General features: G+C 70.4%; 12 protein-coding genes. 6 read left to right on the top strand and 6 right to left on the bottom strand.

Translation table 11 applies throughout. The annotated features are described in order from the left end of the window. Window positions 1-10: 10 nt before the first annotated feature. Complete coding sequence (locus IE269_RS24975; protein ID WP_189825363.1) at window positions 11-1,651, bottom strand: DNA repair helicase XPB; 1,641 nt, start codon at window positions 1,649-1,651, stop codon at window positions 11-13. A 27-nt stretch (window positions 1,652-1,678) separates the two neighbouring features. On the opposite strand from IE269_RS24975, the gene IE269_RS24970 reads away from it, so the two are divergent. The 3 genes from IE269_RS24970 (at window position 1,679) to IE269_RS24960 (ending at window position 5,208) form a co-directional block, all read left to right on the top strand. Further along, on the top strand, window positions 1,679-3,319 hold the full coding sequence (locus tag IE269_RS24970) for a recombinase family protein (RefSeq protein WP_189825362.1): 1,641 nt from the start codon (window positions 1,679-1,681) through the stop codon (window positions 3,317-3,319). 773 nt (window positions 3,320-4,092) lie between these two features. Next, on the top strand, window positions 4,093-4,383 hold the full coding sequence (locus IE269_RS24965) for an HNH endonuclease (protein ID WP_189825361.1): 291 nt from the start codon (window positions 4,093-4,095) through the stop codon (window positions 4,381-4,383). Window positions 4,384-4,629: 246 nt separating this feature from the next. After that, the gene (locus IE269_RS24960) at window positions 4,630-5,208 is read left to right on the top strand and encodes a recombinase family protein (RefSeq protein ID WP_189825360.1); all 579 of its coding nucleotides are present in this window, start codon (window positions 4,630-4,632) and stop codon (window positions 5,206-5,208) included. An 822-nt stretch (window positions 5,209-6,030) separates the two neighbouring features. On the opposite strand, the gene IE269_RS24955 is transcribed toward IE269_RS24960, so the two are convergent. From IE269_RS24955 to IE269_RS24945, 3 genes are read right to left on the bottom strand one after another with little or no spacing between them, the layout of a single operon-like run. Beyond that, complete coding sequence (locus IE269_RS24955) at window positions 6,031-6,837, bottom strand: helix-turn-helix domain-containing protein (protein ID WP_308436981.1); 807 nt, start codon at window positions 6,835-6,837, stop codon at window positions 6,031-6,033. Between the two features lie 23 nt (window positions 6,838-6,860). Next, window positions 6,861-7,370, bottom strand: coding sequence for a DUF6879 family protein (locus IE269_RS24950; RefSeq protein WP_189825359.1), 510 nt, complete (start codon window positions 7,368-7,370; stop codon window positions 6,861-6,863). Beyond that, window positions 7,357-7,566, bottom strand: coding sequence for a hypothetical protein (locus tag IE269_RS24945; RefSeq protein ID WP_189825358.1), 210 nt, complete (start codon window positions 7,564-7,566; stop codon window positions 7,357-7,359). The genes IE269_RS24950 and IE269_RS24945 overlap by 14 nt, the downstream gene beginning before the upstream one ends. Before the next feature lie 332 nt (window positions 7,567-7,898). Here IE269_RS24945 and IE269_RS24940 point away from each other — a divergent pair, with 332 nt between their 5' ends. Continuing rightward, window positions 7,899-8,546 carry a VanZ family protein gene (locus tag IE269_RS24940; RefSeq protein WP_189825357.1) on the top strand — a complete coding sequence of 216 codons (648 nt, stop codon included), beginning with the start codon at window positions 7,899-7,901 and terminating at the stop codon, window positions 8,544-8,546. A gap of 9 nt (window positions 8,547-8,555) precedes the next feature. Here the strand turns inward: IE269_RS24940 and IE269_RS24935 are convergent, their stop codons facing one another. After that, window positions 8,556-11,189 (bottom strand): helicase C-terminal domain-containing protein, encoded by a 2,634-nt coding sequence (locus IE269_RS24935; RefSeq protein WP_229898190.1) that lies wholly within the window; start codon window positions 11,187-11,189, stop codon window positions 8,556-8,558. Between the two features lie 175 nt (window positions 11,190-11,364). Here IE269_RS24935 and IE269_RS24930 point away from each other — a divergent pair, with 175 nt between their 5' ends. After that, window positions 11,365-12,360: a hypothetical protein gene (locus IE269_RS24930; protein WP_189825409.1), complete on the top strand. Its 996-nt coding sequence runs from the start codon at window positions 11,365-11,367 to the stop codon at window positions 12,358-12,360. 10 nt (window positions 12,361-12,370) lie between these two features. Here IE269_RS24930 and IE269_RS24925 read toward each other — a convergent pair whose 3' ends face one another. After that, window positions 12,371-13,339, bottom strand: a complete 969-nt coding sequence (locus IE269_RS24925; protein ID WP_189825356.1) for an ABC transporter substrate-binding protein — start codon at window positions 13,337-13,339, stop codon at window positions 12,371-12,373. A gap of 130 nt (window positions 13,340-13,469) precedes the next feature. Between IE269_RS24925 and IE269_RS24920 the strand changes: the two genes are divergently transcribed. Next, the gene (locus tag IE269_RS24920) at window positions 13,470-14,117 is read left to right on the top strand and encodes an HAD family hydrolase (RefSeq protein WP_189825355.1); all 648 of its coding nucleotides are present in this window, start codon (window positions 13,470-13,472) and stop codon (window positions 14,115-14,117) included. The last annotated feature ends 6 nt before the right edge of the window (window positions 14,118-14,123 follow it).

Below are 14,123 nucleotides of genomic sequence, written 5' to 3'. Positions count from 1 at the left end.
CAAGGCCCCCCTACTGCCCCGCCAGCAAATCGTCCGCATCCACGATCCGATACGCATACCCCTGCTCCGCCAGGAACCTCTGCCGGTGCGCCGCGAAGTCCTGATCAATCGTGTCCCGCGCCACCACCGAGTAGAAGCGCGCCTCGTGCCCGTCCGCCTTCGGCCGCAGCACCCGCCCCAGCCGCTGCGCCTCCTCCTGCCGCGACCCGAACGTGCCCGACACCTGGATCGCGACCGTCGCCTCCGGCAGGTCGATCGAGAAGTTCGCGACCTTCGACACGACGAGGACGTTCAGCTCACCCGTCCGGAACGCGTCAAAAAGCTTCTCCCGCTGCGCATTCGGGGTCTCACCCTTGATGACCGGAGCCCCCAGGTGCTCCCCCAACTCGTCCAACTGGTCGATGTACTGCCCGATGACCAGCGTCTGCTCGCCCTTGTGCTTGGCGACCAGCGCCTCCGTCACCTTCCGCTTGGTCGCGGTCGTCGCACAGAAGCGGTACTTCTCCTCGGCCTCCGCCGTGGCATACGCGAGCCGCTCGGAGTCGGTCAGGTTGACCCGTACCTCCACACAGTCCGCAGGCGCGATGTACCCCTGCGCCTCGATCTCCTTCCACGGAGCGTCGAACCGCTTCGGCCCGATCAGCGAGAAGACGTCCGACTCGCGCCCGTCCTCCCGCACCAGCGTCGCCGTGAGCCCCAGCCGCCGCCGCGCCTGCAGATCAGCGGTGAACTTGAAAACCGGCGCGGGCAGCAGATGCACCTCGTCGTAGATCACCAGCCCCCAGTCCCGCGAGTCGAACAGCTCCAGGTGCGGGTAGACGCCCTTCCGCCGGGTCGTCAGCACCTGGTAGGTGGCGATGGTGACCGGCCGGATCTCCTTCTTCGTACCGCTGTACTCGCCGATCTCGTCCTCGGTCAGCGAGGTCCGCTTCACCAGCTCGTGCTTCCACTGCCGCGCCGAGACGGTGTTGGTCACCAGAATCAGCGTGGTGGCCTTCGCCTCGGCCATCGCCCCGGCCCCGACCAGCGTCTTCCCCGCCCCGCAGGGCAGCACGACCACACCCGAGCCGCCGTGCCAGAACCCCTCCACGGCCTGCTTCTGGTACGGGCGCAACGCCCACCCGTCCTCGGCCAGCTCGATGGGGTGCGCCTCCCCGTCGACGTACCCGGCAAGGTCCTCGGCGGGCCACCCCAGCTTGAGCAGCGTCTGCTTGATCTGGCCGCGCTCGGAGGGGTGCACGGCGACGGTGTCCGCGTCGATCCGCGCCCCCACCAGCGGCTGCACCTTCTTCGACCGCAGGATCTCCTCCAGGACCGGCCGGTCCGTGGAGGTCAGCACCAGCCCGTGCACCGGATGCTTGCTGAGCGTCAGCCGCCCGTACCGGGCCATCGTCTCGGCGACGTCGACGAGCAGCGCGTGCGGCACCGGGTACCGCGAGAACTCCACCAGCGCGTCCACGACCTGCTCGGCGTCGTGCCCGGCGGCCCGCGCGTTCCACAGGCCGAGCGGGGTCAGCCGGTAGGTGTGGATGTGCTCCGGGGCACGCTCCAGCTCCGCGAACGGCGCGATGGCCCGCCGGCAGGCGTCCGCCCGCTCGTGGTCGACTTCGAGGAGGAGCGTCTTGTCGCTCTGGACGATCAGGCAGGACACACATACCTCCGGAAGTAGGATCGTCCCGTGACGGACAACACACCCGCAACGGCGCGGGCTTTGCCCCGTGCTCGACGCTCTCAGGGCGTCTCCGCAAGTGCGCAGGGAATGCGCGCCGCCATCTACGTACGACTTTCACGCGAAACGGAAGAGTCTACCTCGCCCGAGCGTCAGCGCTCTGCGTGCGAGGCGTTGTGCAAGGCCAGGGGCTGGAACGTCGTCGCAGTAGAAGAAGACATCGACGTCTCCGGCTATTCCCGTGGGCTGGATCGTCCGGGGCTGCAAAGGGTGCTGTCGCGGCTCGCCGATTTCGACGTGATCGTGTTCTTCAAGATCGACCGCTTGGCCAGGTCCACGGTGGACTTCGCCGAGATCATGAAGGTCACGCAGAGCGCGAGTGTGGCGCTTGCGTCGGCCAGTGAGCCGTTGGACCTCACGTCGTCGATGGGGCGCGCCATGGCGAAGGTGATCGCGGTCTTTGCAGAGCTGGAGTCAGACACCATCGGCATGCGTGTCTCCAGCGCTCACGAGCACCTGCGCCGGGAAGGGCGCTACACGGGCGGCAGGGTGCCGTACGGATACCGCGTGGTCCCGAACCCCGAGGGTGCCGGGAAAGTCCTGGAGGTCAACCCGGAGGAAGCGGAGACCATCCACGGGATCGTGAAGCGGGTCCTGAACAAGGACTCACTCCTCAAGATCGCAACGGACCTCACCGCGTCGGACAAACCCTCGCCCGGCCACTCGTCCCGGCAGACCACGGGCAAGCGCAGCGACTCGAAGCAGTGGTACACGTCCACGCTGCGCAGCCTGCTGACCAACCCCCAGTTGCTGGGCCAGGTCATCGAGGACGGCAAGCCGATCCTGATGACGGACGGGCTGCCCATGGTCGGCCGCACGCCGATTCTCAGCACGGACACGTGGCAGGAGTTGCAGGACGAGTTGGGCCGGCGGGCCAACCCCGGTGACCGTCGGAGGGAAGGTACGTCGCTGCTCCGGGGGGTCGTGTACTGCGCGGTGTGCAAGACACGGATGTACACGTACGTCGCCAAGGGGCGGACCCGGTATCGCTGCATCGGCCGGTTGAAGGCGCTCCAAGCGGGCACGGAGAGCACCTGTTACGGCGTGAGCATCGCTGGTGAGGGCATGGAGCAGTACGTCGCGGACCGATTCCTCACGAGCTTCGGCGCACTCCCTGTGGTGCTCATGGTGGAGCACGCAGGGGAGGACTTCCGCCCGCAGATCCGGCAGGCCCGAGAAGCGCTGGGTGACCTGGAGAAGGACCGCTATGACCGTGGTCTCTTCAAGGGAGAGGAAGGCGCGGCGCGATATGCGGCTCAGTACGCCAAGTTGGAAGAGCGGTTGGCCTCGCTGAACGAGAAGCAGCGCACTGCCAAGCCTGCGGGCGTTGAGGCAGTCCCGACGGGCCGCACCCACGGGCAGTACTGGAAGGACGCCGATACGGCGGGCAAGCGGGACTTGCTGCTGGACGCCGGGACGTATGTGGAAGTCGGCATGTCCCGCAAGGGTGGACCGAAGCTCGACACGTCCCGCCTCACGGTCCACTTCGGGGAGGACGGCGAGATCCGCCGTGCGGACGCTGACGGCAAGGACGTTGAAGCGGTCATACAGCGTGCCGTGGCCCGGGAGGTGGAGTTGTACGGAGGCTGACTGAGCGCCGTTCGCGGCCCGTTGCTGGGATTCCCCGGTGGCGGGCCGTTCGGCGTTCCTGGGGGTGTGTGTGGCGTCGGGGAATGCGGTGGAGGGTGTCAGTCCGCGTGCATACAGTCGGGGGCGCGCCGGGGGCGGTCACGTTTCTGTCGGGGGGATGACGGAGTGGTGTTGCGGGGGTGCGGTCTGCGTGCGCCTCCTTTGCTTCTTTACTCCCCGTTCCGCGACCGGTGCTGACCCTTGCGGTTACTGGCCTGTAGGGGGTTCGTCGAGGGGTTTCATGATCAACAAAAATGATGAGGGGTGGGGTTGTGTCGGCGTTGGAGGAGACGCGCGCGACGTGTTCGGAGTGCCTTGGGGAGCGCCCCCGTGACGCCCGCACGACATGTGGCGCGCCGTTGTGTGTCGAGTCGGCCCGGTTGCAGACGGCTGCGCGTAAGGCCCGTGAGGCGGTGCGTGCTGCCGTTGGTCCTGCGCGGTGCTATCGCTGCGACAAGCCACACGGTCGTGAGGCGTGGGCCAAGTATTGCGAGCAGTGCGCCGAGGAGGTGGAGGAGTCACGCCGGGCTGAACGTCGGAAGGTGGCGGAGCGGCGACGGGAGGTGGAGGCGCGCAGGCCGTGTCAGGGGCCGCAGTGCTCGAACCTTGTGGGTGTGTCTCGGGGGCCTGCCCGCCGGTACTGCTCGGATGCGTGCAGTCGTGCCGCTGAGTACATCCGTAAGCGCGCCCGGACCAAGCCTGATCCGGTTCCATGTCGGCGTTGCGGTACGCCCGTGATCCTCAAGTTCCGTGATGGCGTGTGCAGTTCGTGTCAGAAGAAGCAGCGCACGGCAGCGCGCCGGGTGACGCTTCAGCGCCGGGTGCGTGCGGCTCACGGAGATGCGGGCTGCTTCCACTGCTCGGCTCCGCTGCCCGAGGGCGGGGTGATCGATCACGTGATCCCGATATCGCGGGGCGGACTGTCTACGGTGGCGAACATGCGCGTGGTCTGTGTGCTCTGCAACGGCTCGAAGAAGGACCAGTTGATGGACGAGTGGAAGCCGCTGCTGCTGCTTCCCGGGTGACCCCAGGGGGTGACCCCCCTCTTGCTCAGATCCTGCGCGGCAGGGAGGGAAAACCCTCGCATGGCAACTAAGGGCATTTGTGCGGGGTGTTGCGCTGCGTGACGGTCGGCGGGGCGTCTATCAAACGATGGTTTATGAGACGGTCCCGCCGACCACCCCGGGCCCCCGAAACTCTGTTGCAAAACCCGTCTCAGAACATGCCTGAAACCCCTGGTGTTCTGAGACGGGTTCTGAGACGATCCATGCATGACGACGAACACGGGAACCCTGGTCGGTTACAAGCGAGTCAGCACCAACGCGCAGGATGCGCAGCTTCAGGCGGACGCCCTGAGTGAGGCGGGTTGCACGCGGGTCTTTGAGGACAAGGCATCGGGCAAGAACGCCGACCGTGCGGGACTGATAGCCGCTCTCGACTACATGCGGGAGGGCGACACACTGTGCGTGTGGAAGCTGGACCGGTTGGGGCGCTCCACCAAGGATGTTCTGACGATCGCCGAGGACTTGCACGCCCGTGGGATCAGCCTGCGCATCCTGACGGGCACGCTGGCGGGCAGCTACTCCCCGAAGGGTGAGGGAAAATTCTTCTTCACGATGATGGTGGCGTTCGCTGAGCTGGAGCGGGACATGATCGTGGAGCGCACACGGGCCGGTCTGGACGCTGCCAAGGCTCAGGGGCGTACCGGTGGACGTCCGGCCGTGATGGACGCTGACAAGCTCGCTGCGGCCCGTTCCCGGCGCGCGAAGGGGGAGAGCGTCACGGCCATTGCCAAGGTGCTCAAGGTGTCCCGCGCGACGTTGTACCGGGCGCTGAGCGACGACGTGTGACCGACCGAATCCGAGAGACCGTCTGCCGTCTGTGGTGGGCGGTCTCTCTACTGCTCGGGGTGTGGGGTGTTCAGGGTGTGGGGCGGGGCGGGGCGGGGCGAAGGTCGGCGGATGCGCCTTCTGCCGATCCCGGCCCAAGCTCGCGGTGCGCACGCTGGGTGGGTTTTAGGCGCTGTTACGGGGTGGGGAGGGGGTCCTTGAGGGCGGTTATGCCACCGCAGAGGTATAGCAAGCCGGATTCCGTACGGGTATTGGGGTGGCTATGGCTGGCATGGAGAAGCCCCGCCGGCGACCGACACCGACGGGGCTGCGCAGGAAGCCTGACGGTGCTTCCTTCACCGGATCGCGGGGCCGTGTCGCTCCGCCGTCCCCACGGGTCCGGGGCCTACTTGAGGCAGCGCGGGCACTCGCACATGGGCCACGCACCAATAGGGAGCGGGGCCAGCTTCTCGCTGCTCCGCACTTCGCGCTTGGGCTCCCATGTCTTCCCTGAATCTCGGGACACCCGGATGGTCAGAAGCGTGAAGTCCGGCTTCTTCTGCGCCCTCTTGCTGGTCATGCGCAGTGCCTGGCGTCCTGGTGTTCCCGCAGCTCGACATTGCAGTCGGACACCCCGGAGAAGTCCCCGACGGATCGACAGTTCTCACGTCTGACGCAGATGCTCAGGCACCCGCCGCAACCTGGAATCGGCGTGGGTTCGAGCCGGGGTTCCTTGAGCAGGTACGTGGTCGGCCTTCTTGCTTCGTAGTCACTCAGCATGGGTGTCCCGCCGGTTGTCGTCTGTCGGATGACAACCATGGTTCGCCCTGCTTATCAGGCGTCCTAGGGGCTTTCCTGTTGGGGCAAGAATCCGTCTCGGATGGACTCCACGAGGGTTCTCATGTCGTCCCCGTAGAGGGCCACTGAGGCGAACCGCTCGAACGTGTCGACGTACGTCTCAACGTCTTTGGGGTCTCTGGTCGTGACCTCTGAGTGAAAGGTCTCCACGATCACCAGGCGGTCGTCATGGAGGCTGAAGCACGTCATCGGGAAGTCAGGCATACGGCCGGTCAGTGGAACAACTCCCACGGAGAGATTGGGGAGTCGGGACAGGGAAACCAGCCGGTCGAGCTGAAGAGCCATGATCACCGGCTCACTGACCAGCCACCGGAGCACGTGCTCACAGATCACGAAATGGAACGAGCGCCCGTCGTCGTACAGAACGGCTTGTCGCTCCATGCGCGCAGCAACGGTCTTGGCCCGACTCTCGTCCGGGAGCGCCGGGGGCAGGGAGAACACGGCGCTCATGTACTCCGGCGTCTGCAACAGCCCCGGAATGAGCTGCCCCTGAAACAGCCTGAGCGTGGTTGTGCTGGCCTCGATTGCCTTGATGGTCCGCTGGTGCTTCCACGGCCCCATACGGCGCAGGAGACGCCATGCAGTCGCCTCCGTCGCCTCTGCGCGGGCGGTCGCCAGGAACTCGTCCTTCACCGCATCGGAGACGCCCAGCGCGGTCATGATCAGGTCGACGTCCTGCACCGTCGGCCGGACCTTGCCGGTTTCGAGCTTGGACAGCTTCCCCGCAGACATGGAGGCCCTACGGGCGACCACGTCACCGGTGAGTCCCGATGCCTCTCGTAGCGTCCGCAGGGCTGCCCCAAGGCTGTCTGCTATCAGCGGTGGCGCTCCCAGTAGTCGGCGAACGGAACGGCCACGGCAAGGGCCCGGTCACGGTAGGCCCGGTACTCGTCGAGCCGATGCGGCGGAAGATGCTCCCCGCCAACGAACGCCCCCGCCGGCGTGTAGTGCATCCGGTACACGTCGCGGTCGTCGAAGAGCCAGAAGTCATGGTCCGGGAGACCGGCCACGTCCTGGTCTGCGAGATCAACGATCCCGATGCTCTCCCCCGCCTTGATGTTGCCGGGATAGGCCGCCAGCTCGTACCGCAGATAGTCCGTGAGCGGGGATCGGAGGACGTGCACGCGCCCTACCTGCTTGCCCCAGTCGGTCATGGAACGCACCCACGGGTTGTCGTCCCAATCGGGGCCCATGTCCTCACCCGCCAGGAACCGCGCGATCTCCTCGCGCTCCTCTTCGACGTCGTACTCGTCCAGCGTCTCCAGCCGGAATGCCGTCCGCTCGAAGGTCTCGAAGAGGGCCCCGAAAGCCTCACCGGTCAGCATGGGCGAAGTACTCCTCAAGGACGGCACGGGGGATCAGGACCGCCGACTCCCCTTCGGGTAGCTGTAGCTGCGCCAGCCGCTCGGGGTCGGTGATCACGTAGCCCTGTACGACGTAGTTCTTCTCGTCTTCGGTGACGAACAGGGTCGGGCATGTGCCGTTCTTGCACTCCGGGTCACCGGACAGCTTCCGCAACATCGACGTCTCCCTCGCTCGGGAGCCGAGTGGAACAGTTCCACTCGGGTGTCTTCGATGCTTCGACGCCGCACGATCAAGGTCAAGGGGTACGCCTTTCCAGAACGGGAAAGGGCCCTGACTGTTGCTCATCCCTGGTCGGCCGGACGGGTGTTCAGGGCTTCACGGCGTCCGCGCCGTTGTGCTAAGTATGTGCATCGGACCTGATCGTATGGACGATGAGGGGTCCGTTCAACGCCGTGAGTCCTTCCGCGCGCGGTCAAACCTCCATAGTGCCTCACGCGCGCCCCCGGTCCACGGGTGAGAGCCGGGATCGCGGGGGTAAGCGGGATGCCATGACTGCCGAACGCACGCCCGCCGCCGAAGTGGAACCGCTGGAGCCGCGTCCGCTGTGGAGCTGGGTGCTCCTACGGACCGCCCTGATCCTGCTGGCCTTTCTCGTGCTGATCGGCTTCTCCGTCGTCCTGGCGAAACTGACCCTCGTGCCCTCGCCCGCCTCCGAGGGCCTCGTGCACAGCAACCTCCGCCCCGGGGCCTCGCTGCGGCAGTACGCGCAGGACTACACCTTCCTCGCCGCCTGCAAGCAGGTCGGCGGGAACATCCTGCTCGGGGTGCCGTTCGGGGTGCTGCTGCCGATCCTCGGGCCGAGGCGGTGGCGGTTCGTGCGGATGCTGCTGGCGACGGTCGCGGTGATCGTGCTGGTGGAGCTGGCGCAGGGGGCGATCGTCACCGGACGGGCCTTCGACGTCGACGACGTGATCATGAATACGACGGGGGCGCTGCTCGGGTACCTGGTGCTGGGGCGGCGGCTGGGGCGGGTGGTGCACCGCAAGCGGTTCCGGGAGGAGACGCCCGTCGAGGAGCCCGCGACCGGCGCGCCGTCGCTCGACAAGCCGGCGGCCGGGAAGGCGTCCTGGCGCACCTGGGGCAGCGGCCTCGCCGCCCGGGCCCGCGCGCGTGGCGCCGGGGCCCGGACACCCTGACCGGAGTGGCTACGCGGGGTCGTCGGCCAGTTCGGCGACTCCCGTGATGCGGTGCAAGGGGTACGTCTTGACCTCGTCCGCCGTGTGGTCGTACGCGGTGACGAAGCCGCCCTCCACCCGCACCGGCGCGATCACGCGCTGGCTCGCCGCCCCGTCCGCGTTGACGTAGCCGATCCACAGCGCCGAGCCCGTCATCGCCGCCGCCTGGACCGTCGCCAGGGTCTCGGCGGAGGACGTGCGGGGCAGCGAGTCGTGGGCGCGCGAGGGCCGCGAAGCCGTCGGGGTGGTCGGCTTGCGGACCGCGTTGGCCGCCATGTCGCCCGCCCGGATCGCGTGCAGGGCCGCGTGGAGAAGTGTCTCGTCCGGTACGGGAGGACCTTCCGGCACCGGGACGGGAGCCGTCCGGGGCGGCGTCCGGTGCGCGTCGGCCCGGGTGATCAGGACGTCGCCGGCCGCCGACTCCGCCGCCGGGGCGAAGCCCATCGAGCGCAGGCCGTCGAGGAGGGCGGCGGGTTCGGCGCGGGAGGCCAGCACGGTCGGTGCGAGACGGCGCAGGCCGAGCCCGGCGGACCGCTTGTCGGCGAGGATCTCGCCGAGGACGGCGTCGTCGTCGCAGCGTACGTACGAGGAGGCCGCCCCCACCCGGAGGTGGCCGTGGCGGCGGGCCACGTCGTCGATGAGGTAGCTGAGGGGCTGCGGGACCGGGGTGCGGCTGTGCGCGGCCAGGAAGGCGTGCAGGTCGGAGGCGCTCTGGCCGGAGTCCAGGGCGCGGCGCACCGAACCGGGCGTGAAGCGGTAGACGGTCGCGCCGCCCCGGCTCTCGATGTCGGCCAGCACGGAGAGGGCCTCGGCGAGGGGCCGCTGGAGGGGGCCGGGGGCGACGGCGGTCAGGTCGGCCTGGAGGAGGACGTGGTCCAGGGGCTCGGGGATGAGGGGGGCGAGGAGGGCGGCGGCCCCGGTTTCCGGCTCGGCCTCGGAGGGGGCCTCCGTGTCCAGGCCCGCGAGTGCGCGGCCGTGCGCGGAGAGGGCGCCGCGGCCCGTCACGCCCAGCAGTTCGGCCTCGTCCAGGGTCCACAGGGCGAGGCGGGCGCGGAGTTCGCCGGTGGTGCCGCGCTGCGGGCGTTCCCAGCGCAGGCGGGTGAGGACCGCTTCCGGGTCGGGGGCGGTGCCCTCCGGGAGCGAGGCGAGCAGGGTCAGGACCCGGCGGCGTACCTCCGGGGCGGCGGAGCGGTCCAGGTCCGGGCCGAGCACGGACAGGGTGCGGCCCTTCGCGTCCTGGCCGCCGACCAGGCCCGAGGTGCGGGTGGCGCGCAGCCAGGCGGCGGCGAGGCGGGACCAGCGGTCCTGGGGCGGCAGGTCGAGCCACTCGTCGTACGCGGGAGTGGGCGCGTACCGCTCGTCCGCCTGCCCGTCCGACGCCAACAGCCCTGCCGCGTAAGCGAGTTCGAGCCAGAAGGCGGCCGTCGGCTCGGTGAGGTCGCGGGCGGTGGCGGTGCGCTTGAGGTCGCGGACGCTCAGGCCGCCGGAGCGCAGGACGGAGGGGCCGCCCTTGTCCCAGTCCTTGAGGAGCTCCTCGACGGTGGACAGGGCGCTGAAGGCCTGGCCCGCCGCCGTGAGGTCGACCATCTTCGGGGAGTGCGCGGGGGCGGGCACGAGCTGCGGAGGCGCGGGTTCCGTGGTGCGGTGGGCGCGGCCGGCGCGCAGGTGGAGGGCGGCCTCGCGGGGCAGGACGACGGTGCGGGCGCTGGTCGGCAGCAGCAGGCCGTGGTCGCGCAGCCAGCGCACGGGCGGGGCCGGGTCGGAGCTGACCTCGCCGTACGGCGGACCCCAGACCAGCCGGTCGAGGACGGTGAGCGCGTCGGAGGGCGCGGTGTCGAGCAGGGCGTCCATGCGGGTGCGGTCGGTGAACAGGGCGGTGAGGGCCCGTACCGCCGAGACCGGGTCGTGGGTGGTGGGGACGCCGATCGCCGTGAGGATCTCCTGCAACCGGGTCGGGGACATCCCGGCGGTCGCCTCGGCGACGGTCGGGCCGAGGCCGGTGGGGGAGGGGTGCGTGGCGGAGGGCGCGAGGAGTTCGCGGGCGGTGCGGACGAGGCGCAGGCGGTCGTCGGCGCCCCAGACCAGGGCCTGTTCACGCAGGGTGTGCACGGCGTGCGGGAGGGCTTCGGCGGTCGCCGGGTCGCCCTCGTCGCCGGTCATGAGGTGCAGAAGGGTCTCGTACGGGGCCGGGTCGGGGGCCACGGCCAGGGCCTCGGCGGTCTGCAGCGAGAACCGGTCCAGCCGCTCCAGGGCGCGCACGACGGAGGCCCGGGTCCCGGCGCGGGTGGCGAGGAGGGTGAGGTCGCCGGGAACGGGATTGAGCAGGTCGGGCCGGGCGCGGAGGAGCGCGGAGAGGGAGGCGTCGGGGCGGGTGCGGAGGGATTCGGCGAGGGTGCGGGGCGGGGTGGTGGGTGTGCTCGCACCCGTGGCGGGCGTGGTGGGGCCCGGGAGGTTCGGGGCATGGGTGTGCCCGTGGGCCGTGCCGGGGTCTGCGGGCACGCCCGCGCGGCCGGTGTCGCGGTCCGCCGGTGTGTCCGCCGTGTGGTTCCCGGTGGTGAATTGTTCGGGCACGTGCGCCTCCAGGTCGCGCTCGCTGGTCCCCATCCGCCCCACGTTAGCCCCTGAACCGCCCGGTCCCGAGCGGCAGGCGCTACCGTCGGTGCGGGGCGGGTCGGCAACCGGGCGTGGCCGACCGGCACTTGCGGGCAGGAGATCCACGTACGGGATCCGCGAGGTGCCGAAGCCGTCGGGGCCGCAGAACACGCAGGGGACGGACGCCGTGGGCATCGAGAGCGACCAGTTGGTCTTCGACTACCTGAGCCGGGTCGGCGACCTCGCCCAGCAGCGCCAGCTGACCTCCGGCGACCGGATGCGCCTGGTCAGCGCCCTGCGCGGGGAGATCGACCGGCAGCGCGCCAAGGCGATCGGCGGCCCGGACAGCGCCGCCGCCGTGCAGCGCATCCTTGGCCGGCTCGGCACCCCGGACGAGGTCGTGGACGCGGCGGACGGCGGCGGGGTGGAGGCGGTGCTGTCCACGCGTACGTCACGCAGGGTGCCCCGGCAGCGGCGCGCCGCCGCGCCGGAACCCGAGCCGCCGGTGGGTTTCCAGAAGCCGCCGTCCGGTCCGTCCGCCCCGCATGTCGCGGGCACCGACGAACTCGGCTCCGGCGACTCGGACCCCGACTGGTGGCGTACGGAACCGGGCCCCTTCGGCGGCCTGGGCACGGCGGTGCCCGGCTTCACCGGGGGCGTGGAGATCCCCGAGATACTCCGGCCTCCCAAGGAGGACGAGGAGGAGGACGCCGGGGACGAGGAGGAGGCGCCCGTCGAGGAGCAGCGCCGCCGGTGGCTGCCCGCCCGGCTGCGGCGGCGCGGCGGCGCACCCGTGGACGTCGAGGAGGACGCGCCCGCCCGCGCGCCCCTCGTTCCGCGCGGGAGCCCCTTCCTGCTGCTGGCCGCCGTGCTGCTGGTCGCGGGCGCGGTGGTCGGGAACCTGCTGCTCCTGCTGGGCGGCTGGTTCCTCGCGTACTTCTCCCGGAAGCTGACCCGCGCCGAGGCGAAGTGGGCGGCGCTGGGGCTGCCGGGGGTGGTGGTCGCCGGGGGACTGGTGTGGCTGTGGGGCCGTACGGACGGGCGCTGGGGCGAGCCCCTGTCCCTCCAGGCCGACGGTGCGCTGACCGAGGCGCTGACGGGGCTGTGGCCGGTGCTGGTGCGGGTGGCGGCCGTGACCTCGGCGCTGTTCCTGCTGTGGCGGGCGAGGCGGATGAGCCGCTAGAGCCCACGGCTCAACGGCGCGTCAGGCGGGCCTGGAGCTCGGTCAGGATGCGGTCCGCCGCGAGGTAGCCCGTGCTGCGCACCCAGAGTTCGTCGTCGACGGGGAAGGCACGGCCCGCCTTCACCGGGGGCAGGGCCTTCCAGGCGGGGGAGGCCAGTGTGCGGGTGCGGCCCGCGGCTTTCGGGTCGCCGTACGTGGAGTGCAGGAGCACGGAGGCGCCCTCGCCCGCCAGCGCGATGCGGTCCGGCCCGATGTCGTACGAGAAACCGCCCGCGGCCCTGGCCGTGACCGGCGGACGGCCGAGCCCCACGTCCGCGAGGACGACGCCGAGGGAGGTGCGGCGGCCCTGGATGCGGATGTCGGCGCCCTCGACGAAGCGGATGACGTTGACCTGGGTGCGGGCGGCGGCGGCCTTCCCGCCGAGGGACTCGGTGACGCGCGCGGTGTGCTCCGTGTAGGCGGCGACCGTCCGCGTCGCCTCCCGCGCGCGGCCCAGCGCCTCGGCGTGGACCTGGAAGTTCTGCTTCCAGGACTGGCCGGTGCCGTCGGTCATGACGGTGGGGGCGATGGCCCGCAGGGCGTCGTACTTGTCCTCGTGCCGGACCTTCCCGGCGAGTATCAGGTCCGGCTCGAGCGCGGCGACGGCCTTCAGGTCGGGGTTCATGGACTCGCCGACGTCCCTGACCCCGGTGAGCCGCGCGGCGGGCAGATAGCGGGGGAAGCCGGTCGGGGCGTCCCCGTGGGTGGCGCCGACGGGGGTGACGCCGAGCGCGAGCGCGGAGTCCAGCTCCGCCGTGTCCAGGACGACCACCCGCCGCGGCACGGCCGGAACGGTCACCTCGCCCATGACGGTGTCGACGGTACGAGTGGGACGTGCGGCGCTCCGCGTGGCGGCATCCGGCGAGCCGGTGCACGCGGCCAGGGCGGCGAGGACGGCGAGGAGACAGAGCGCGGCGAGGGGGCGCGGCGCACGGTGCATGAGCGGGGTTTCCTTGAACTTCGGGCGGGGAGCGGGGAATCCGAAGGAGGGGAAGAAGGCACAGGTGAGCGTGTGAGGCGACCCTCAGTGTAGGGGCGGCCCTCGAACACCCTCGCGGCACAATGGCCGCATGACTTCCACCCCGGACCAGCCCCTGACCGCGCCCCTCGTCCCGCCCTTCGCCGTCGGGTTCGACCTCGACATGACGCTCATCGACTCGCGTCCGGGCATCCGGGCCGCGTACCGGCAGCTGTCGGCCGAGACCGGTGTGCCGATCGACGCAGACCTGGTCGTCACCCGGCTCGGGCCGCCGCTGGAGCAGGAGATCGCGAACTGGTTCCCGGCCGACCGGATCGAGGAGGCGGCGGACCTCTACCGCTCGCTCTACCCCGCGTACGCCATCGAGCCCTCCACGGCGCTGCCGGGCGCGCGCGAGGCGGTCGCGGCGGTACGGGAGGCGGGCGGCCGGGTCATGGTCGTCACCGGCAAGTGGGAGCCCAACGCGAAGCTGCACCTCGCGCACCTGGGCATCGAGGTGGACGTCCTCGCGGGCAACGTGTGGGCGGAGGGCAAGGCGCAGGCGCTGCGCGAGGAGGGGGCGCGGATCTACGTCGGCGACCACCTGGGCGACGTCCGCGGCGCGAAGGCCGCCGGCGCGCTGGCGGTGGCGGTCACCACGGGCCCGTACGGCGAAGCTCCGCTCCGGGAGGCGGGCGCGGACGTGGTCCTGCCCGACCTGACCGCCTTCCCGTCCTGGCTCCACACCCTCACGGCCTGACCGTCC

Source organism: Streptomyces spiroverticillatus (genome assembly GCA_014650415.1).
GTDB classification, from domain to species: domain Bacteria; phylum Actinomycetota; class Actinomycetes; order Streptomycetales; family Streptomycetaceae; genus Streptomyces; species Streptomyces spiroverticillatus.
This window is presented reverse-complemented; position numbering and strand designations above follow the sequence as displayed.

Excerpts from the sequence above, each read along its gene's own strand:
- IE269_RS24940 (WP_189825357.1), top strand. The coding sequence starts at position 7,899 with ATGACTGCCGAACGCACGCCCGCCGCCGAAGTGGAACCGCTGGAGCCG.
- IE269_RS24950 (WP_189825359.1), bottom strand. The coding sequence starts at position 7,370 with ATGCTGACCGGTGAGGCTTTCGGGGCCCTCTTCGAGACCTTCGAGCGG.
- IE269_RS24960 (WP_189825360.1), top strand. The coding sequence starts at position 4,630 with ATGACGACGAACACGGGAACCCTGGTCGGTTACAAGCGAGTCAGCACC.
- IE269_RS24925 (WP_189825356.1), bottom strand. The coding sequence starts at position 13,339 with ATGCACCGTGCGCCGCGCCCCCTCGCCGCGCTCTGTCTCCTCGCCGTC.
- IE269_RS24920 (WP_189825355.1), top strand. The coding sequence starts at position 13,470 with ATGACTTCCACCCCGGACCAGCCCCTGACCGCGCCCCTCGTCCCGCCC.
- IE269_RS24945 (WP_189825358.1), bottom strand. The coding sequence starts at position 7,566 with ATGTTGCGGAAGCTGTCCGGTGACCCGGAGTGCAAGAACGGCACATGC.
- IE269_RS24935 (WP_229898190.1), bottom strand. The coding sequence starts at position 11,189 with ATGGGGACCAGCGAGCGCGACCTGGAGGCGCACGTGCCCGAACAATTC.